Origin of the sequence: Metabacillus sp. KUDC1714 (assembly GCF_014217835.1) — a bacterium.
GTDB classification, from domain to species: domain Bacteria; phylum Bacillota; class Bacilli; order Bacillales; family Bacillaceae; genus Metabacillus; species Metabacillus rhizosphaerae.
Window position 1 is genome coordinate 2,509,700 of sequence record NZ_CP055263.1, and the last position, 19,691, is coordinate 2,529,390.

Genomic DNA, 19,691 nt, shown 5'->3' on the forward strand with positions numbered 1-19,691 from the left:
AAATCACGAGCGAATTTACAATACACAATCATAATAAAGCAGAAGTAGAAGAGGTTGAGAAAATTGAAATAGATTTACTTCTAGAGGCCGTGTTTCGCTACTATGGATATGACTTTAGAAATTATGCTACTCCTTTTATTCAAAGAAGAATCTGCCATCGTGTTAATAAGGAGAATTTAACTAGTGTATCTGCTTTACAGGAAAAGGTTTTACGTGATCCTGTCGTTATGGAGAGCCTAATTTCTGATTTCTCAATAAACGTTACCGAAATGTTCCGAGATCCCGAATTTTTTAAATCTTTTCGGACAAAAGTTATCCCATTAGTAAAAGACTATCCAGATATCCGTATTTGGCATGTTGGCTGCTCTTCTGGAGAGGAAGTTTATTCAATGGCTATTCTTTTGCATGAGGAAGGGATTTACGAAAAAACGAGAATTTTTGCCACCGATATAAATGCAAGTATTTTAGATAAGGCGAAGAAAGGTACTTTTCCATTAGATGGAATGCAGCGTTATACAAAAAATTACTTTGAAGCAGGCGGGAAAAGGGCCTTTTCAGAATATTATAAGGCAGTGGATGATAAGGTTTTTTTTCATCCCTTTCTTCAAAAAAATGTTGTATTTGCACAGCATAATTTAGTAACAGATCATTCATTTAACGAGTTTGATATTATTATTTGTCGTAATGTCCTAATCTATTTTAATAAGTGTCTTCAAAATGATGTCCATAAGCTATTTTACGATAGCCTAAGCTTATCTGGTTTTCTTGGACTAGGTAAAAGAGAGGGGATAAAGTTTACAAGTTATGAAAACTGTTACGGAGAATTTGATGCATCGGAAAAACTCTATCGCAAAATTAAATAGTACACCTACAAAAAAGGTTAATATTTTAATGGTGGATGATCATCCAGAAAATCTATTAGCATTGGAAGCTGTACTCATATCTCCAAACTATCACTTAGTTAGTGCGAACTCAGGAAAAGAAGCTTTAAAGTGTATGCTTAAACATGATTTTGCTGTTATTTTACTTGATGTACAAATGCCTGGGCTAAATGGTTTTGAAACAGCTAAACTTATTAAAGCTAGAGAAAAAACCAGACATATACCGATTATTTTTATAACGGCAATTAGTCAAGATATGGAAAATGTTCAGCAAGGTTATTCTGTAGGTGCGATTGATTATATTTTTAAGCCATTTCATCCAGAAACGCTTAAACAGAAAATTGAACAATTTGTGAAAATTCACAAAAAGCATGAAGAGAATATTATTCAAAGTGACTTAGAACGTAATGTCGAACTTAATGAAGTTAATAAAAAACTTGATCGAACAACTTTAAATTTACGCCGCACGGAAGCATTAGCAAAAGTTATTGGTGAAACCTTAATGGATACCATTGTGACTTTTGATGAACAAGGCTTTATTCTATCGGTTAATCCAGCTGTAAAAACCATGTTTGGCTATGAAGCTGAAGAAATAATCGGTAAAAATATTGTAATGCTATTTCTAAAGATGAAGGATGACAATGAGAATAAATCATCATTTTCTATCTTTTCCTCTATAAAAAAAGCTGTAGGCAAGGTGATTGAGTCTGTTTCATTACGAAAGGATGAAAGTTACTTTCCTGCCGATATTCAAATTGGAGAAACGACAGTGGAAGATCAACAGATTTTTGTCTGTACAATTCGTGACATCACTGAAAGAAAGCAAATAGAGGAAGTTAAAAGGCAAAAGCTACATAATATGGAGCATATAGTCGAAGAACGGACCTTTGAGCTTTTAAAGGCTAACGAGAAGCTTCAAAAAGAGATAGAAGAACGAAATAAGATAGCGGATCATCTTTATCTTTCTCAAGAAAGATTTAGGAAAATCTTTGAATCTAGTCCTTGTTTAATGGCGATTTTTTCACTTAAAGATAAAATGTTTATCGACATAAATACAAGCTGGGTGAACATTATTGGATATAGTTATGAGGAGTTGGTAAACAAAAGTATTAATATACAACATTTTATCGATGAATCAGATGGCAGCTATATCGATCTCAATCAGACCATACGTAATAGGAAAATTAGCTACAAAACGAAAAATGGCGAGATTCGGGCAGGGTTATTGTCAACAGAAATGATAGATATTCATCCAGAGCCATGCACCCTTATTGTTTTGACTGATATTACGGAAAGGGTTCATTTGGAGAAGGAAATGTATCGATTAGATCGTTTGAATTTAATTGGAGAGATGGCTGCTGGAATTGCCCATGAAATTCGAAATCCGATGACAACGGTTCACGGCTTTTTACAAGTTACTAGGAATGACCGTGATAATTTACCTGTAGAAATTGTTGATTTAATGTTAGAAGAATTAAATAGAGCGAACTCAATCATTACCGAGTTCCTTAATTTGGCTAAGAATAAGGTTAGCGTTAAGATGAAGCATAATTTAAATACCATCATCGAAGCTTTATCACCATTGATTCAAGCAGAAGCATTGCGTTCAAGTAAGCATATATATCTTGATTTAGGAAAATGTCCAGATATTTACCTTGACCAAAAGGAGATTCGTCAGCTTATTTTAAATATTGCACTCAATGGACTTGATGCAATGTCATCAGGTGGAAAACTTACGATAAAAACGTATATAGAAGAACGAGCAGTCATTTTGGAAGTAAAAGATCAAGGTTCAGGCATAAGCCCTGAGGTTTTAGAGAAAATCGGAACACCTTTCTTTACTACTAAGGAGAAGGGAACTGGATTAGGGCTAGCTATCTGCTATAGTGTAGCGGAACGCCACCATGCTGACATTGATATCGAAACGGGTAGTATGGGAACAATTTTCTCGATTCGTTTTGACTTAAATCATAATTAAAATAACTTATTGAGTAATTGTATGAAGGTGAATAGACTAAAACCTTCGCAAATTTATTAGACCTACTTTCTTTCGACATGAATCAATACAGAGAGGAGAGGATGGCGTGTTTAAAAAAAGCAAATTACTTTTGCTTATTGTCTTTGTCTTTTCTGCCATTATTATAGGATTTATCACGAAATCATTTGCAGACGAAAAGCCAAAAGTAGTCGTTGTTTTTAAGGATTTAAATTCTCAGTATTGGGAAATTCTTAATGCTGGTGTTATTAAAGGGTTTCAAGACTTTGGTATAGATGGTAAAGTACTTGCACCTCGAGTCGGGACAATTGAAGAACAGAATGCAATATTAGAACAGGTACTTAAAGAAAAGCCTGATGTATTGGTCGTTTCGCCAATTGTACCATCCGAGGCCATACCAATATTGGAAAAATTTGTTGAAATCGAAATTCCTGTATTACTTTTGGATACAGATGATCCGTGGGCAAATAAAACAAGTTATATTGGTACTAATAACTTTGAATTAGGTGAAAAAGCAGGATCATTAATAGCATCCCACCTTCAGCCTGGAGATGAAGTAGCTCTTATTGGCGGCGACCTATCAAGCCCTGTATCTGGTGATCGAATGAGAGGAGCTAAACAAAGTTTAGAAGATGCTGGGATCATAGTTGCGGCGCAAATTACTGAATTATCCAATGATTCTAAACCAGTAAGAAATGCAATGACAACAATTTTAAAGAATCACCATGATATTAAAGGAGTAATGGCATCAAATGACGAGATTGCACTAAAGGCTCTAGATGTTATTAATGAGCGTGGAATGAACATACCGGTTACAGGAGCAGATGGAACTACCGAAATGCTTGAATTAATTAAAGATGGGACGTTACCTGGTACAGTAGCACAAAATCCATATGATATGGGTTACTTAAGTGTTGAAAACGCATTAAAAGTTGCAGAGGGAGAAAAGGTTGAGAAAAACATTGATAGTGGTGTAGATATCATTATTAAAGAAAATGCGGAAGGTAGACTGAAATTTCTTAATAAGTTGTTGAAGTGATATACCTTAAGTAAACAATGCAAAATTAAAGAATCCTTGCTTAATTGCAAGGATTCTTACTTTTTATAAAAGGTATGACTCAACAGCCAAGGTTTCAAGTCATCCTTCTACTCCCTAACGACGATGTTGAACAAGGTCAATGGCTCCTAATACAACGTGAGCTAAACCAAAACCAAAAACAGTGTTTGCAACCATTTTATTAGAACCACGTTTTTGCTTTAACACATAACCTGTAGCTGTTACTGCTGAGCCTAATGCAGTTGGAATTAACCCTTCACGAATATTCATAGTCATTTTCCTCCACATCGTAGTTAGTTGGTGTATTTACACCGTTTTTTAATATTCCCATTATTGAATGTGAATATTAAATATAGTATTTGGTGGTTAATATGACCTGAGATCATCAAGCATAAACGTCAGTATTTCGTTGTATACTTGATTTTGGAAGCCTTCTCTAAATCTAATATCTAAATTGAGTACAATGTAAATGTTCTGTAAAATAAAAAAAAGTCATTATAAAATGAAGGTGTATTGAATGAGAAAATTTATCGTAGTAGGGGCAGGGATTCTCGGTGCATCGACCGCATATCACCTTGCAAATGCAGGGGCTGATGTTACAATAGTTGATCGTCATGACCAAGGTCAGGCTACAGATGCAGCAGCTGGGATTGTTTGTCCATGGCTTTCACAACGACGCAATAAAGCATGGTATCAGCTTGTAAAGGGTGGAGCAAAGTATTATCCTGAATTGATTAAAAAATTAGAAGATGACGGTGAAAAGGAAACAGGGTATAAGTGTGTTGGGGCAATTAGCCTCCATACGGATGAGGAAAAGCTAAAAAAGATGGCTGAACGTGCACAGAAACGACGTGAGGATGCACCAGAGATTGGTGAAATTACAATTTTATCGCCGGCTGAGACAAAAAAACTATTTCCTCCACTTTCTGAGGAATATGGCTCTGTTCATGTGAGTGGAGGAGCACGCGTAAACGGACGAGCTATCCGTAAAGCTTTAATAAATGCTGCTATAAAGAATGGTGCTGTATTTCACCTAGGTGACGCCAGTCTAGTACATAAAGATGAACGAGTCAGTGGAATCAAACTGAATGAAAAGGTTTTAAATGCTGACCAGGTTATTGTCACTGCTGGAGCATGGTCAAAGGAATTAATTGAGCCATTAGGTATCCGGTTTTTAGTAACCGCTCAAAAAGCACAGATTGTTCACCTTGAAATTCAAGGTACGGATACGAGTCATTGGCCAGTTGTAATGCCACCAAATGACCAATATATTTTAACGTTTGAAGATGGTCGAGTTGTTGTCGGTGCAACACATGAAGATGAGGTTGGACTAGACTATAGAGTAACAGCTGGTGGACTGAATGAAATTTTTGGAAAGGCCTTGGCAGTTGCACCAGGCTTAGCGAATTGTACGATGCTTGAAACAAGAGTAGGTTTTCGGCCGTTTACTCCTGGTTTCCTTCCTGTTATAGGTGCTTTACCGAATTACGAAGGGCTCTTACTGGCTAATGGGTTAGGTGCCTCGGGGTTAACAAGTGGTCCATATTTAGGATCTGAGCTTGCAAAACTGGCACTAGGGGAGAAGACAGAGATTGATGTATCTCTCTATGATGTAGCTGGAGCTCTTGGGATTTAGTGTTAGGTAACTATGCCTGGCACTTTTTTATATAAAATATAAGGTTTAATATCGCGAATATTGCTATAATTAACTCAAATTCAGCTAGATTAAAAGAATAGGATGGACGATGTGAAAAATACTCAATTTTATTATGTAGGCCTTATCCTCGTGGCCATAATCTGGGGTGTTAATTTTGGAATTTCTCGTTTTGCAATGGAAGTGTTTTCTCCTGAGGTGTTTGTTTTTCTTAGGTTTGGCTTAGCTCTACCGATTTTGTTTGGAGTATTGAAATGGACAGAGGGAAGTGTGAAAGTAGAGAAAGGCGATCTACTAAAGTTGGCAATTATCGGTTTCTTTGGGGTAACTGTTTTAGAAATATTAGTGATGTATTCAATAAAGTTTACGACACTTGCAAACGCTTCATTATTAAATGTTGCACCATGGCCAATCTTTGCCGCTCTTTTTGCACCCCTTTTTACAAAGGAAGTGATGACACCTAGATTAGCGATTGGTGGATTTGTAGCATTAATCGGGGTGTTCCTTATTATTTTAGGTGGTAAGGATGGATTTGATTTTAGTTCTCAGTATATGCTGGGAAACATACTTGCACTGTTGATTAGCTTAATAGGAGCATTGTTTAATTTAGCCTGTATGCCTTTAATGAAAAAATATTCACCCTTACGTGTATCAGCATGGTATATATTATTTGGTTCATTGCTCTTATTTCCTGTAACTTTGGGAGGGTGGCAAACTATACAGTGGAATGATTTTACAATAGGTGTATGGGGGGCAATTGCCTACAACGTTATACTATGTACTGTTGCAGCATTCGTTATTTGGAATCTATCAATGAATAAAGTAGGTGCAGCAAAATCGAATTTTTACAGATATTTTGTACCTGCTGCAGCCGCGGTAACTGGTGCATTCTTTTTTAATGAGCAAATATTGATTACACAAATAATTGGTGGCATTGTCATCATTTTCGGTCTTGCATGGATTGCGATGGAGAGAAAGCCAATTACGGCAGAGGTAAGCGGCTAAAAATGAAGGGAAGCAGCATTTGATGCTGCTTCCCTTCATTCGTTAATCACTATTTTCACATTCTTGGTGTACTAACTAGATATTGATTTTCTAGCCATGCTTGTTAATCTCTATAGTGCAAAAACCATAACTTTAACAGTGAATATACTAAGTTGATAAAGAAAATACAAACAAAATCCAACAAGTGTAAAAAATACTAAAAAAGTAGCAGGTAATATACTTTTCATTTTAGTAACCTCACAATCTCTTAAGTATAAAAAACATTATTACCATTTTTATAGAGTATATACATTGAAAAAGTGAGTAAAAAAATAATAGCACATTCATCAGCGAGATTATTGCCAACAAGACATGCAAATGAACTTAAATGCTTTTGTGAGTATTTGTTACATAGGTGGCAAATAAGAAGAGTAATTGAATAAAAAACCATGTTACATAACCTGACGTGAATACTTACAAGTACTTTTGGATGCTGTATTGTTAAAGTATCAAAGGTAAAGGGGCTGTCAAAATGAAAAATTCAAAGGTAGGATTCCTAACATTTATTATTTTAACAGTGAAAATTGCATTTACTTACTAAGGTAATCATTTTATTAAAATTCGCTTAGGGTTTGAGGATTTTAGCTTTATTATAAAAGGTATGTTATAGAAAAATCACACTCTTTAAAATTGGAGTGTGATTTTTCATTTCATTATTTATGAAGTGGAAATGTGGTTTAAATATCTGAGCAGCTATAAGTATGTCAGAAAGTAGGATTTAAAGAAGTTTTAGGATCTTAAAAGAAAATGAAAAAAGTATCCTAGTTTAAAATTTCCTTCACCCTTCCAACCTGTCCATCTTTTAGCCTTACCTTAATACCGTGAGGATGAAAACTCGAGTTAGTAAGGATATCTTTTACAACACCTTCAGTTAAAGTACCAGTTCTTTGGTGTTGCTTCAAAACAATTTTGACAGATATCCCAGCTGTGATGTTCTTTCGTTCTTGACCGTTCAATGATCTGCCTCTTTTCTTTTTTTGAATTGTATCTCTATAGAGTAGCCTAAACCCTCATAGGTGTAAACTAGATGAATCTTTTTCTTTTTTAGGCTGACTCGCCAAACTTTGTTGCTATTTACCAAGTTGTGCAGCGTGGTTGATTGCAGCGAGAGATGCTCGTTTCCGCGAGGAGGGAGGTGAGTCTCCTCGGCGTAAACGCCTGCGGGGTCTCACCTGTCCCGCTACTCCCGCAGGAGTCTCGCAATCCGCTCCAAACAAACTTAAACAGTTTTCGTTTTAAAAGCAACAACCTCTAAGAAAAGTGCCTTTATTTAATAAAATCAAAAATAATTTATTGAACTTCTAGGCAGGCTATTATATAATCATCTTAAAGTTAGTTAACCGCTTAACTGGAGGCAATATGAATCAAAAAATAACGATACGAGATGTAGCAAAACACGCTGGAGTTTCATCTGCAACAGTATCCTATGTGCTAAATGGAGTAAATAAGGTATCAGAAGAAACAAAAGAGAGAGTTCTTTTAGCTATTGAAGAGCTAAACTATCAGCCTGATTTTACTGCAATTAGCTTATCCAAACGAAAGTCAAAAATGTTAGGCGTTATTATGCCTTTAGTAAATGATTCATTATCACCAATTTTTAAAGAAAATCATTACTTTAGTGAACTGCTCAGTGGGGTAGAATATGTATGTCGTAAAAATGGCTATGATTTTCTAATCTCTGGTATCTCAAAGCCAGAGGAATGCAAAAACTGGGTTATGAAACGAAATTTAGATGCACTTCTTGTATTTGGAAGGTTTCCTCTTAAAGTATATGAAGAAATGAAAACGTTATCCACACCTTTAGTGTTTGTCGATTCGTTTGAAGAATATGCAAATTTTTATCATAATATCCGAATAGACGACGAACATGGAGGATATTTAGGAACGAAGCATTTAATTGAATTAGGACATAAGAATATTAGTTTTGTTCCGAATGGGAGAGTAGATTGTAATGTCGATGGACAGCGCTTCCAAGGGTATAAACGAGCATTGTCTGAGGCGAATATTGAATTTAAATCAAGTATGATCATTGAAGGAAAAGCTAATTCTTTTGAAAATGGCTATAGAATAGGAACAGAAATTGCCAAAAACCAACAGATGACCGCAATATTTACGTCATCAGATATTACTGCACTAGGAATAATGAAATCGCTTAATGATTCTGGTAAAAGGATACCAAAAGATATTTCGATTGTCGGTTTTGATGACTTGATGATTAGTAGATATTCATCGCCAAGTTTAACGACTATACGTCAAGATGTTTTTCGTAAAGGAGCGGTTTCAGCAGAGACTGCAATTGATGCCATTGAAAATAAGGATCTTCAACCAAAACAAATTATGCTGCCTGTTGAACTTGTTGTTCGAGATTCTACGACAAACATTTAAGGGGGTGAGTTCATCTAATCAAGTTGTAAAATTATCAGTTGTTAACCGGTTCACTTATGAATGTAAACACGATATATAAAAATAATAGATTAGGGTGAAAACTATGACAAGAGTAACTGTATGGAATGAAAATAGACATGAACAGAAAAATCCTGTAGTAAGTGAGATTTATCCAAAGGGAATTCATGGAGCAATTGCTGAATTTCTACAGTCAGATAACTATGAAGTAAGAACAGCTACACTTGATGAACCAGAACATGGACTTACAGAAGAAGTGTTAGAAAATACAGATGTACTAGTTTGGTGGGGGCATCTTGCACACCATGAAGTCCAAGATGAAATTGTAAAAAAGGTACAGCAACGCGTACTTGATGGAATGGGTCTTATTGTCCTTCATTCAGGCCATTTTTCAAAAATCTTCAAAGTGTTAATGGGAACAAGCTGTGATTTAAAATGGCGTGAAGCAGATGAAAAAGAACGCCTATGGGTAGTTGACCCAACTCACCCAATTGCAGAAGGTATTGGGGAATACATTGAACTTGAAAAAGAAGAAATGTATGGAGAACACTTTGATATCCCAGCACCAGACGAGTTGATTTTTACTAGCTGGTTTGAGGGTGGAGAAATTTTCCGTAGTGGATGTACGTTCAAGCGTGGAAACGGTAAGATTTTTTATTTCCGTCCGGGTCATGAAACATACCCAACCTATTATAATGAACAAGTACAACAAGTAATTAAAAATGCGGTGAAATATGTAAAACCAGTAGAACGTAAACGCCCTGTTTATGGAAATGCACAGCCGTTAGAAACAATTTCAGCAAAATAAAGAATTGAACAGGATTTTTAAAATTTATATAGAAAATGGTAGGGGAGGAATGGAGCAAAGGGCTCCATCTACTCTCCACAAAAACGGGAGGAAAATAAAATGGCAAAATTAAGAATCGGTGTTATTGGTTGTGGAAGTATTGCGCAATATCGTCATCTACCTGAGTATTCTTTAAATAATGAGGTTGAGCTAGTTGCGGTATGTGATATAGTTGAGGATCGTGTGAAGGAAGTTGCTGAAAAATATAACGCAAAAGCATTTACAGACTACAAAGAACTAATACAAAGTGGAGAAGTTGATGCCATAAGTGTGTGTACACCAAACTATTTACACGCACCTATTTCAATAGAAGGACTAACTAATGGTCTACATGTTTTATGTGAGAAACCAATGGCTACTTCTCAAGAAGAAGCAGACGCCATGATTGAAGCAGCGAACAAAAGTGGCAAAAAATTAATGATTGCTCACAATCAACGTTTTGTACGTTCACACCAGCTTGCTCGTCAATTAATTGAAAGCGGTACAATTGGGAAAATTTATAGCTTTAGAACAGCATTTGGACACCCTGGCCCAGAAGGCTGGAGCATTGATGGAAAAGAAAGCTGGTTCTTTGAGAAAGAGAAAGCGTATATCGGTGCAATGGGTGACTTAGGAGTCCATAAAACAGATTTACTCCGCTATTTACTTGGAGAAGAGATTGTTGAAGTTGGTGCATTTATTGAAACAACTGCAAAGGAATTTGCTGATGTAGATGATACTGCAGTATGTGCATTAAAAACAGAAAGCGGGATCATCGGTACACTGGCTGCTAGCTGGTCTTATACAGCAAAAGAAGATAATTCAACAATTATTTACGGAGAAAAAGCAATTATCCGTTTAGAAGATAACCCAACATATTCACTTGTAGTTCAATATACTAATGGTGAAGTTGTTAACTATGAGCTTGGCAAAATTCAATCAAATGCTGAGGGCGGCCAAAACACAACACATGTAATTGATAACTTTGTGGCATCTATTGTTGATAACACAGAGCCATTAATTAATGGAGAAGAAGGCATGAAATCTTTAGCCGTTATTCTTGCAGCAATTAAATCGAACGACACGAAAACAATCGCAAAAGTATTTGAGTGATTACGATGACTAAATTACGAATTGGAATCATCGGGGTGGGAGGCATTGCGCAGGGACGTCATATCCCAGCCTTTCAAAAACTTAATGAAGATTGTGAGATTTCAGCAGTTAGTGATGTGAATAAAGAAAGAGCACAGGAAGTTGCTGCTAAGTATAACATTGAAAACGTGTATGAAGATTATCGTGATATGTTTCAAAAAGTAGATGCTGTTTGTATTTGTACACCGAATAAGTTCCATGCAGAGATTACCATTGCTGCATTAGAAGCAGGTGTGAACGTTCTTTGTGAAAAACCGATGGCGCTTTCTTCAGAAGAATGTGAGGAAATGCTAGAGGCATCAAAGCGTTCAAATAAAGTACTAGCGATTGCCTACCACTACCGATTTATGAAGAACTCTCAAGCGGCAAAACAAATGATGCAAGATGTTGGAACACCCCTTGTAACAAGAGTACAAGCATTGAGACGTCGAAAGGTACCGGGCTGGGGTGTGTTTACGAACAAATCCCTTCAAGGTGGAGGTAGCTTAATTGATTACGGCTGCCATTTGCTAGACTTAGCCATTTGGTTAATGGGTAGTCCGAAACATATTTCTGTAAATGGTAGTACCTATAATATATTAAGTAAAACCCCTAATAGTGTTAATCAATGGGGAACATTTGACCATGAAACATTTGATGTAGACGATCATGTCACCGCCTATATTAAATTCGAAAATGGAGCATCACTTTTACTCGAAACCTCTTGGGCAGCTAATATATTAGATGACCAAGAGCACGTGAGTATTTCTGGTGTTGAAGGTGGATTGAGTGTGTTTCCACTTGAGCTTTATACAGCAAAAAATGGAATGCTTATGAATAGTCAAGCAGCCTGGGTACCTGGTGAAGATGACCCTGGACTTGCCCAAGCTAAAAACTTCATTGATACTTGTCTCGGAAAAGCTGAACTTGTTGTCAAGCCTGAGGAAGCGTTACAGGTATCACAAATTATCGATCAAATATATAAGTCTGCTGAAGTGACAAAATAAGGAGGAAATACTATGAAATTAGGTGTATTTACAGTTCTGTTTAATGATAAATCTTTTGAAGACATGCTAGATAGAGTGAAGGCTTCTGGACTACATGCAGTAGAGATCGGCACAGGCGGTTATCCAGGGAATACACATTGTGATTTAGATACTCTATTAGAGAGTGAAGAAAAGCGTAATGAATACTTGGCTAAGATACAAGAACGCGACTTAATCATTAGTGCATTTAGCTGTCACGGAAATCCTGTTTCTCCAGATAAAGAATTAGCACAAGATCACCATGAAACATTATTAAAAACAATTAAACTAGCATCTTTATTAAATGTTCCTGTTGTTAACACATTCTCAGGTACACCTGGAGACAATGAAGATGCGAAAAATCCGAACTGGCCTGTTACACCATGGCCAAATGAATACGGCGATGTATTAAAATGGCAATGGGAACAGAAATTAATCCCTTATTGGAAAGAAGTTGGCCAATATGCACAGGAGCATAATGTGAAAATTGGTTTAGAATTACACGGTGGATTTTTAGTTCACACACCATATACATTGCTAAAACTTCGCGAGGCAACATGTGATGCGATCGGAGCTAACTTAGACCCAAGTCATCTTTGGTGGCAAGGAATTGACCCAGTTGGAGCAATTAAAATTTTAGGTAAAGCAAATGCAATTCACCACTTCCATGCAAAAGATACATATATCGATCAAGACAATGTGAATATGTATGGATTAACAGACATGCAGCCATATGGAGAAGTTCAAACAAGAGCTTGGACATTTAGATCTGTTGGATGTGGTCATAGCCTAACTGAGTGGAATGATATCATGAGTGCGCTTCGTACATATAACTATGATTATGTTGTGAGCATTGAGCACGAAGATCCTATCATGTCAATTGATGAAGGCTTTGAACGTGCTGTTACAAATCTTAAAACTGTATTAATTAATGAAACGCCATCACAAATGTGGTGGGTATAAGCTGACACTACCCCTCTTGAAAACAAGAGGGGTTTTATTTTTCTAGCAAAAATGGGTATGATGGAATAGTTGGAAAGGGGTCATACCCCTAAATAAAAGAATGATTGGGTGAATAAATGACTAAAACAATCAACTTACAGGTGAAATCAGATTTTGTAAAGTATTTCAAATCAGGTTATCCACTTATAAATAAGGATGCAATTAAAAATAGTGAAGTATTAAAAGTAGAAGGAACAATTATCGATCTTTTTGATGATAAAAATCAATTTCTTGCAAAAGGATATTATGGTACGCAAAACAAAGGAAGAGGTTGGGTTCTAACTAGAAATAAGCAGGAAGAAATTAATCAAGTTTTTTTTCAGGGGAAAATAAAACAGGCTTTGGATTATAGAAAAGCTCTTTTTGAAGATCCTGAAACAACTGCATTCCGAGTGTTTAATGGTGAAGGCGATGGGATTGGTGGCTTAACCATTGATTATTATGATGGCTATTATGTCACGAGCTGGTATAGTGAGGGGATTTATCGGTTTAAAGACTATGTGATTGAGGCACTGACAAACCTAGTGAGCTTTAAGGGACTATATGAAAAGAAACGATTTGACGATAAAGGTACATATATAGAAGATGATGATTTTGTAGCAGGAGAGAGGGCTAATTTTCCCTTAATAGTGAAGCAAAATGGAATTCACTTTGCGACTTATTTAAATGATGGTGCGATGGTTGGGGTCTTCCTTGATCAAAGAGATGTACGTAAAACGATTCGTGATAAATATTCAGAGGGTAAGCATGTACTAAATACATTCTCTTATACAGGTGCTTTTTCTGTTGCAGCAGCATTAGGTGGAGCATCAAAAACAACGAGTGTTGATCTAGCAAATCGCAGCAAGCCTAAGACGATTGAACAGTTTAGTGTAAATGGACTAGACTACGCGGCACACGATATTATTGTTGAAGATGTCTTTAATTACTTTAAATATGCTGTAAGAAAGCAATTAAAATTCGGTATGGTCATTCTCGATCCACCAAGCTTTGCGCGTTCAAAAAAACATACGTTTAGTGCAGGTAAAGATTATCCGGATTTATTAAAGCAAGCGATAACCATTACAGAAAAAAATGGAATCATTGTTGCTTCCTCCAACTGTAGCACATTTGGAATGAGTAAATTTAAAGGCTTTATTGAAAAGGCTTTTAAAGCTTCTGGGGAGACATACAAAATCCTTGAGGAATTTAGCCTTCCAAATGATTTTAAAACAATAAAGGAATTTAAAGAGGGTAACTATCTCAAAGTGGCGATTATTAAAAAGGAGTCATAAAGAAGTAGTGGCTTTAATGGAATTTTAACCTGATCTCACATATGTTAAGCTAACCCACTTTCCTACCTGCCTCAGTTAACACAAAGATGCTGACACATTTCTCTTCTTAGAATTTAGATATAAATGTGTCAGCTATTTTGTTTTTAAATTCAACAAGAGTGTTTCTTTTTTTGTGGGATCCATAAAAAAAGAGAAAAATAGAATACTAGTAAAGAAAGATGTGAATGGTGTAAAAATCGGGTGTAGGTTGCACGGAAATTATCAAAAATTCTGGATATGAGGTTTTTCTTCTAGAGAAAACTAGTAAATAATTTGTCATTGTTTTCTGTTTATTTGCAGAATGATAATTATTTCTGGGGAAATATGCCGAAATATTGTTTTGAGGAGAATATATGAAAATTGGTTTAGTTCGTCATTTTAAGGTTATGAAAGGTTACCCAAGTGCTAGTTTAACTCAAGAGAGGCTATTTCAATGGATACAGGAATATGATTCATCAGATATAGAAGGTAAAGAAGTCAATTTTAAAGGAACCACATGGGATAGATGTTTTTCAAGTGACTTATATAGAGCCGAAAAAACAGCAAGGCAGATCTATAAAGGTGACATTGATATAATGGAGGAATTAAGAGAAATACCTATCTATCCTTTATTTAAACGAAATGTGAAAATGCCATTTCCTCTATGGATGCTATTAATAAGACTCTCATGGATGGTGAATCATAAATCTCAACTGGAAAAGAAAGTTGATGTAATAAATCGAATTGAATATGTTGTGAAAAAGGCAATGGAAAATGAAGAGGAGAATATCCTAATTGTCAGTCATGGTGCATTAATGATATATATTCAGAAATACCTTGTTAAAAATGGTTTTAGTGGTCCTAAAATTACTAGGGCGAAAAATGGCGTTCTTTATCTTTTTGAGAAATCTTGAGGTTCCAAAAACATACATAGATTTTGTTGCGTTATAGAATCCCTTTGCTTTTATTGTTATTTAGCTGTACTATAATGGTTGACTTTTATTCTGTTTATCCCATTGTTAACGGGCAGTAAAACTCCCAGCACCTAAAAGGGTGACCAATAGTTAAAAATCGGTTTTGCTAGAGTTAGCAATTTATAAAATAACGTGAAGACTACATAATTTTATAGGTAGTTTATCATCATGAAAGTAACGAATTTTGTTAAGTAAAGGAGATAGCTTTTCATGACACAAGCGAATTTTTTAACGGATATAAAACCATTCCTTCAAACAAATTGGGAAAAGGCAAATTTTCAAGAGCCAACTGCGGTTCAAATTAAAACAATTCCCCTTATTTTAGAAGGGAAAGATGTTATTGCTGAATCTCCAACTGGGACAGGAAAAACACTAGCATATGTACTACCACTGTTAAATAATATTGATGCAAATAAGAAGAATGCCCAAATCGTGATTCTTGCCCCTTCAAGGGAACTTGTTATGCAAATCTTTGATGAAATTAAAAAGTGGTCTGAAGGTAGCGGATTAACAAGCGCTTCTTTTATAGGTGGTGCAAATATTAAACGACAAGTTGAGAAGCTGAAAAAAAGCCCGCAAGTAATTGTCGGAACGCCAGGAAGAATTCATGAATTGATTAAAATGAAAAAGTTAAAAATGCATGAGGTGAAAACAATTGTATTAGATGAGGGGGATCAGCTACTCACTCCTGAACATAAAAATACAATGAAAGATATTATTAAAACAACACTGAATGAACGCCAAGTAGTGTTGTTTTCAGCTACCTTAAATGAAAGCACAGAATCAAAGGCGAGAGATCTTATGAAAGGTAATCCTGAGATCATAAAAGTTGGCTTAGAAGAAGTGCCTGTAGGTGATGTGGAGCATGTTTATCTTGTTTGTGAGCAGAGAGAAAAAATAACCATTTTAGAAAGATTAGCTAAAACAGTTCGAATGAAAGCTTTAGGGTTTGTGAAAGATATAGGCAGTCTTGATGTGCTCGCTGAAAAATTAGAGTTCAAGGGCGTTGATTTACACCTCTTGCACAGTGATACTAAAAAAGAAGAGAGAGAAGCTGCTTTAAAAAGCTTAAGAACAGATACACAAGGACTTCTTCTTGCAACAGATGTAGCTGCAAGAGGCTTAGATATCGTTGGGCTTTCTCATGTAATCCATTTTGACCTTCCAGCTAATGCATCACAGTATGTTCATCGTTCAGGAAGAACAGGGAGACAAGGGGCTTCAGGAACAGTTGTGTCAATTGTAACAGAACGAGAAGTAAGAGAATTGAAGAAATTGGCAAATGAGCTAGGTATAACTTTGAAAAAGAACAGATTATATAAAGGTGAATTAGTTGAAGCATAGGCTTGAATGGTCTGATATAATTTGTCAGACCTTCAAGCTTTTTTTATTGTTTAGAAAATTCTTAAATGCTTAAACTGTGGATAAGCGCACGACATATTTAGAATAGAAGACGTTCTTTGAATTCAATTCTAAATTAGCTAGACCCTAGATGAGCTAGGCGCTGGAGCTGGTAGCTAATTTGCCAGAGGCTGTTCAAGTCGCTTGCGCTTTTGTGACAATAAAACACGCCACTCTATATGAGCAGCGTGCTTTCTAGAAACGTGGTGTAAGTTCTGAGTTGTAATAATACTTTATGTTGCATTGGCGATAGTTATACATGAAATTTTAAGAATTAATCATCTAATTCCATTCTTATATATTTTCGTGTATTTGGACCATAAATACCATCATCAGCTAGTGCTCTATACATTGATTGAAATCTTTTTACGGCATCTTCCGTATTTGGTCCGTAGATGCCATCGATTGATCCGGGATTAAAATTTATTTGTTTTAAAGCTCTTTGAATTTGTTTAACTGCATTTCCTTGATCTCCACGACGATAAACACCTGTTGGTAATGGGAAATCTGAGGCAGATACTCTTTGATGATTAACCTCTTGTAGTCGGTTTAAAGTAACGGGTCCAACCAAACCATCTACAGCCAGATTATTATCTCTTTGAAATTTCATTACAGCATTTTCAGTTTCTTCTCCGAATTTTCCATCTGCTCCAAATCTGGGAAGTCTGTAACCAGCTTTTATTAATTCTTGTTGAATATCACGAACAAAGGGACCGGAATCTCCTTCACCAATCGGTAATGTAACGGTTGTACCTTTAACAACTGAAGCAGGTGGTTTAGAAGTTTGTGGTTTTGAAAGTGCTGACGGTGCAGCAGGAGCTGATGGAATTGCTCCGTTGAAGTTCCGAAGTACTTCAACAACATCATCGATAAACATCGACCAGGAAATTCCGTGTGTTCTTAATATATTTATTGGATCTGTTCTTCTTGAGGGATCTAAAGTTGCGTGTGCAATAATATCTGATTTCGGATTTAGATTAAATCTATCACATAGATATGCGTGATACCAGACATAGCGATTGTAGGCTTGTTGAAAATTGATTTTCCCGCCGTGACACAATTCCACTCCGATGGCAGCATCGTTTGAATTAGCACCATATCGACTATTGTCACCTGGTACATTAGAACGAACATGCCAAGCCTTTTCGCTTAAAGGAATAATTTCAAGTATATATTTATCATCAATAAAGGTGTGTGCAGATGCGGAAGGTTGCTGATTATCGAAATAATTGCGATTACCATAAGCTGTAGAGCCTGGATTTCCAGTATCATGGCTGACAATAAAGCGTACAGTCCCAATACGTTGCCCAGACCGAGAATTACCAGTACGAATATAATCTCGAGTGATCTCGTATGCCAACTAATAAACACCCCTGTCATTTTATTAATACAAACCAATACGTTATAGATTATGAAAAAGGAGTATTTATTGTGAAAAATATGAACAATGTGAAAAGTTATTAACATTGTCCACAGCATATTAGGTTAGGGTGACAACGCTTATGGGATAAAATTGTGGATAAAATGAAAACGATTGCTGGAGATATTAACAAGTTATTAACAATATTCACAATTTTTAATTAAACTTATCCACATTTTCGACAATAGTTATTCACATAATAAAAAGGAGTGGGTTTTCCACTCCTTTTCTACACTATTATCACTTTCTGTTTGTTTGTTGACGTTGATTAGCAGCGTTAGCTCTAGCTTGAGCTTCCATATCTGCTTGGTCTGCGATCTCACGAGAGAATTCCTCGTCTACACCGTCTCTTTTTAAATTTTTGGGAGTTTGAGGAAGCGTTACTGAATTTTTATCACGAGCTTTATGATTATGTTGATGTCCACGACCCATGAAAAAGCCCTCCTTTGTTTGTTAAAGAATTTTTAAAATTCATTGTACAGTGGATGAGCGCTTGACATCCAGCTCCAGCGCCTAGCCCCTCTTGGGTCTAAGCCGCTCATGAATTGAAGGTAAAAAACACCTTCTATTCATGAGAGTCTTATTTGCCCGTGGCTGTTCAAGGCGCCCTGAGCTTTTGTACTTGTAACTGTCGTACAAGATTAGGATGGCTTTTTTTCATGATTTCATGTTGGAAGTTAGTGTCTTGATTTACTTATGTATCCACCAGCACGGTCAGCACTTTTAAACTCTCTAGAATAAGTAACTTCTTGCATACTAGATAGAGTACTTTTTGTCTTATCTCGCTTCTTTCTTTCTGATGCCAATGTAATCATCCTTCCAAAATATAGTATTCATCATTAGTTTTGACAAATGAGGGTGGATTCATACAATTTACCTCTTAGCTAAAAAATATTAAATCAATAAAATAGGTGAGATCAATGATCTCACCTGGCCTGGTATATTAAGCTTCTTTAAGCTGATTGTCATCCGCTTCTGAAGTTTGGTGGTACGTGTTGAATGTATAAAGGTCTTTTGTAATTTCAAATAAATTGAATAAATCTTCACCTTTGTTTATTTGCTCAAGTAAGCTTGCTCTTGTTTCATTAGCATTAACAACATACGGCAGTTTTGCGGCTGCTCTTGTTGAACGAACGTTTTGTTTACGTATTCGTAAGAAGATTGTTTCAATATCTAATTCATAAAATAATTCATGAAAAAAAGCATCCTTAGCAAGCTTATTATAGCCTTTTCCATGGTATGGCTTTCCTAACCACGTTCCTAAAAAGCCAGCGTTATCCTGGATATCAAACAAACTAATTGTTCCGATTGGAGAGCCCCATTCGTCTAAAATGGTACGTGAAATCAACTCACCACGTTCTTCAGCTTCAATTGTTTGTTTCGTTAAGAATAGATATTCCTCAAAAGAATTTGCTTTATGACGGACAAATGGGAAAACATCAGGGTGAACCATGTGATCATAAAGTGCATGACTATCATGAATATCACGTTTTTTTAGCATCTGGACCCCTCCAATATGAGGGCAGACTCCACGTGATATGGTCGTCTCCACCCTCGAAATTTTTTATAAAAACATTACCTTCAA

19 protein-coding genes and 1 pseudogene are annotated in these 19,691 nt (G+C 36.0%); 13 read left to right on the forward strand and 7 right to left on the reverse strand.

Annotated elements, in window-relative coordinates; translation table 11 throughout:
* Nucleotides 1-2 precede the first annotated feature (2 nt).
* The 3 genes from HUW50_RS11870 to HUW50_RS11880 all read left to right on the forward strand — a co-directional run bounded on the left by HUW50_RS11870 (nucleotide 3) and on the right by HUW50_RS11880 (nucleotide 3,916).
* Nucleotides 3-863, forward strand: a complete 861-nt coding sequence (locus HUW50_RS11870) for a CheR family methyltransferase (protein ID WP_066328419.1) — start codon at nucleotides 3-5, stop codon at nucleotides 861-863.
* Nucleotides 829-2,859 carry a PAS domain S-box protein gene (locus HUW50_RS11875; protein ID WP_066328425.1) on the forward strand — a complete coding sequence of 677 codons (2,031 nt, stop codon included), beginning with the start codon at nucleotides 829-831 and terminating at the stop codon, nucleotides 2,857-2,859. Before HUW50_RS11870 ends, HUW50_RS11875 begins: the two co-directional genes overlap by 35 nt.
* 106 nt (nucleotides 2,860-2,965) lie before the next feature.
* Entirely contained in the window at nucleotides 2,966-3,916 is a 951-nt protein-coding gene (locus HUW50_RS11880; protein ID WP_185653941.1) for a sugar ABC transporter substrate-binding protein, read from the forward strand.
* A 114-nt stretch (nucleotides 3,917-4,030) separates the two neighbouring features.
* On the opposite strand, the gene HUW50_RS11885 is transcribed toward HUW50_RS11880, so the two are convergent.
* Nucleotides 4,031-4,204 carry an asparagine synthase gene (locus HUW50_RS11885; RefSeq protein WP_066328428.1) on the reverse strand — a complete coding sequence of 58 codons (174 nt, stop codon included), beginning with the start codon at nucleotides 4,202-4,204 and terminating at the stop codon, nucleotides 4,031-4,033.
* Nucleotides 4,205-4,451: 247 nt separating this feature from the next.
* On the opposite strand from HUW50_RS11885, the gene HUW50_RS11890 reads away from it, so the two are divergent.
* Nucleotides 4,452-5,570: an NAD(P)/FAD-dependent oxidoreductase gene (locus HUW50_RS11890; RefSeq protein WP_185653942.1), complete on the forward strand. Its 1,119-nt coding sequence runs from the start codon at nucleotides 4,452-4,454 to the stop codon at nucleotides 5,568-5,570.
* A 111-nt stretch (nucleotides 5,571-5,681) separates the two neighbouring features.
* Nucleotides 5,682-6,593 (forward strand): DMT family transporter, encoded by a 912-nt coding sequence (locus HUW50_RS11895; RefSeq protein WP_396652612.1) that lies wholly within the window; start codon nucleotides 5,682-5,684, stop codon nucleotides 6,591-6,593.
* Nucleotides 6,594-7,393: 800 nt separating this feature from the next.
* Here HUW50_RS11895 and HUW50_RS11900 read toward each other — a convergent pair.
* Nucleotides 7,394-7,588 (reverse strand): YwbE family protein, encoded by a 195-nt coding sequence (locus HUW50_RS11900; protein WP_066328433.1) that lies wholly within the window; start codon nucleotides 7,586-7,588, stop codon nucleotides 7,394-7,396.
* Nucleotides 7,589-7,991: 403 nt separating this feature from the next.
* Here HUW50_RS11900 and HUW50_RS11905 point away from each other — a divergent pair, with 403 nt between their 5' ends.
* The 8 genes from HUW50_RS11905 to HUW50_RS11940 all read left to right on the forward strand — a co-directional run bounded on the left by HUW50_RS11905 (nucleotide 7,992) and on the right by HUW50_RS11940 (nucleotide 16,629).
* Nucleotides 7,992-9,017, forward strand: a complete 1,026-nt coding sequence (locus HUW50_RS11905) for a LacI family DNA-binding transcriptional regulator (protein WP_066328435.1) — start codon at nucleotides 7,992-7,994, stop codon at nucleotides 9,015-9,017.
* A 103-nt stretch (nucleotides 9,018-9,120) separates the two neighbouring features.
* On the forward strand, nucleotides 9,121-9,843 hold the full coding sequence (locus HUW50_RS11910) for a ThuA domain-containing protein (RefSeq protein WP_066328437.1): 723 nt from the start codon (nucleotides 9,121-9,123) through the stop codon (nucleotides 9,841-9,843).
* A 99-nt stretch (nucleotides 9,844-9,942) separates the two neighbouring features.
* Nucleotides 9,943-10,974, forward strand: a complete 1,032-nt coding sequence (locus HUW50_RS11915; protein ID WP_066328439.1) for a Gfo/Idh/MocA family protein — start codon at nucleotides 9,943-9,945, stop codon at nucleotides 10,972-10,974.
* A gap of 5 nt (nucleotides 10,975-10,979) precedes the next feature.
* Nucleotides 10,980-11,999 carry a Gfo/Idh/MocA family protein gene (locus HUW50_RS11920; protein ID WP_066328441.1) on the forward strand — a complete coding sequence of 340 codons (1,020 nt, stop codon included), beginning with the start codon at nucleotides 10,980-10,982 and terminating at the stop codon, nucleotides 11,997-11,999.
* Between the two features lie 12 nt (nucleotides 12,000-12,011).
* Nucleotides 12,012-12,980: a sugar phosphate isomerase/epimerase family protein gene (locus HUW50_RS11925; RefSeq protein WP_066328444.1), complete on the forward strand. Its 969-nt coding sequence runs from the start codon at nucleotides 12,012-12,014 to the stop codon at nucleotides 12,978-12,980.
* A gap of 116 nt (nucleotides 12,981-13,096) precedes the next feature.
* The gene (locus HUW50_RS11930) at nucleotides 13,097-14,293 is read left to right on the forward strand and encodes a class I SAM-dependent rRNA methyltransferase (protein WP_066328450.1); all 1,197 of its coding nucleotides are present in this window, start codon (nucleotides 13,097-13,099) and stop codon (nucleotides 14,291-14,293) included.
* A gap of 392 nt (nucleotides 14,294-14,685) precedes the next feature.
* A complete protein-coding gene (locus tag HUW50_RS11935; protein ID WP_066328452.1) occupies nucleotides 14,686-15,225 on the forward strand; it encodes a histidine phosphatase family protein in 540 nt (179 codons plus the stop codon).
* A gap of 270 nt (nucleotides 15,226-15,495) precedes the next feature.
* A complete protein-coding gene (locus HUW50_RS11940) occupies nucleotides 15,496-16,629 on the forward strand; it encodes a DEAD/DEAH box helicase (RefSeq protein WP_066328454.1) in 1,134 nt (377 codons plus the stop codon).
* Nucleotides 16,630-16,960: 331 nt separating this feature from the next.
* Here the strand turns inward: HUW50_RS11940 and HUW50_RS27080 are convergent, their stop codons facing one another.
* The 5 genes and pseudogenes from HUW50_RS27080 to HUW50_RS11960 all read right to left on the reverse strand — a co-directional run bounded on the left by HUW50_RS27080 (nucleotide 16,961) and on the right by HUW50_RS11960 (nucleotide 19,607).
* Nucleotides 16,961-17,515 carry a peptidoglycan-binding domain-containing protein gene (locus HUW50_RS27080; RefSeq protein ID WP_396652632.1) on the reverse strand — a complete coding sequence of 185 codons (555 nt, stop codon included), beginning with the start codon at nucleotides 17,513-17,515 and terminating at the stop codon, nucleotides 16,961-16,963.
* Nucleotides 17,516-17,524: 9 nt separating this feature from the next.
* A pseudogene (locus tag HUW50_RS27085) lies at nucleotides 17,525-18,046 on the reverse strand (peptidoglycan recognition protein family protein); the annotation flags it as partial.
* Nucleotides 18,047-18,346: 300 nt separating this feature from the next.
* Nucleotides 18,347-18,538 carry a YfhD family protein gene (locus tag HUW50_RS11950; protein WP_066335972.1) on the reverse strand — a complete coding sequence of 64 codons (192 nt, stop codon included), beginning with the start codon at nucleotides 18,536-18,538 and terminating at the stop codon, nucleotides 18,347-18,349.
* Between the two features lie 245 nt (nucleotides 18,539-18,783).
* Complete coding sequence (locus tag HUW50_RS11955; RefSeq protein ID WP_232329061.1) at nucleotides 18,784-18,912, reverse strand: YfhE family protein; 129 nt, start codon at nucleotides 18,910-18,912, stop codon at nucleotides 18,784-18,786.
* A gap of 137 nt (nucleotides 18,913-19,049) precedes the next feature.
* Nucleotides 19,050-19,607, reverse strand: coding sequence for a GNAT family N-acetyltransferase (locus HUW50_RS11960; protein WP_066335975.1), 558 nt, complete (start codon nucleotides 19,605-19,607; stop codon nucleotides 19,050-19,052).
* Nucleotides 19,608-19,691 lie beyond the last annotated feature (84 nt).

What these genes read in the sequence shown, in the direction of transcription:
- HUW50_RS11875 (WP_066328425.1), top strand. Translation starts at nt 829, where the DNA reads ATGCATCGGAAAAACTCTATCGCAAAATTAAATAGTACACCTACAAAA.
- HUW50_RS11885 (WP_066328428.1), bottom strand. Translation starts at nt 4,204, where the DNA reads ATGAATATTCGTGAAGGGTTAATTCCAACTGCATTAGGCTCAGCAGTA.
- HUW50_RS11890 (WP_185653942.1), top strand. Translation starts at nt 4,452, where the DNA reads ATGAGAAAATTTATCGTAGTAGGGGCAGGGATTCTCGGTGCATCGACC.
- HUW50_RS11905 (WP_066328435.1), top strand. Translation starts at nt 7,992, where the DNA reads ATGAATCAAAAAATAACGATACGAGATGTAGCAAAACACGCTGGAGTT.
- HUW50_RS11910 (WP_066328437.1), top strand. Translation starts at nt 9,121, where the DNA reads ATGACAAGAGTAACTGTATGGAATGAAAATAGACATGAACAGAAAAAT.
- HUW50_RS11915 (WP_066328439.1), top strand. Translation starts at nt 9,943, where the DNA reads ATGGCAAAATTAAGAATCGGTGTTATTGGTTGTGGAAGTATTGCGCAA.
- HUW50_RS11920 (WP_066328441.1), top strand. Translation starts at nt 10,980, where the DNA reads ATGACTAAATTACGAATTGGAATCATCGGGGTGGGAGGCATTGCGCAG.
- HUW50_RS11925 (WP_066328444.1), top strand. Translation starts at nt 12,012, where the DNA reads ATGAAATTAGGTGTATTTACAGTTCTGTTTAATGATAAATCTTTTGAA.
- HUW50_RS11930 (WP_066328450.1), top strand. Translation starts at nt 13,097, where the DNA reads ATGACTAAAACAATCAACTTACAGGTGAAATCAGATTTTGTAAAGTAT.
- HUW50_RS11935 (WP_066328452.1), top strand. Translation starts at nt 14,686, where the DNA reads ATGAAAATTGGTTTAGTTCGTCATTTTAAGGTTATGAAAGGTTACCCA.
- HUW50_RS11940 (WP_066328454.1), top strand. Translation starts at nt 15,496, where the DNA reads ATGACACAAGCGAATTTTTTAACGGATATAAAACCATTCCTTCAAACA.
- HUW50_RS11950 (WP_066335972.1), bottom strand. Translation starts at nt 18,538, where the DNA reads ATGGGTCGTGGACATCAACATAATCATAAAGCTCGTGATAAAAATTCA.
- HUW50_RS11960 (WP_066335975.1), bottom strand. Translation starts at nt 19,607, where the DNA reads ATGCTAAAAAAACGTGATATTCATGATAGTCATGCACTTTATGATCAC.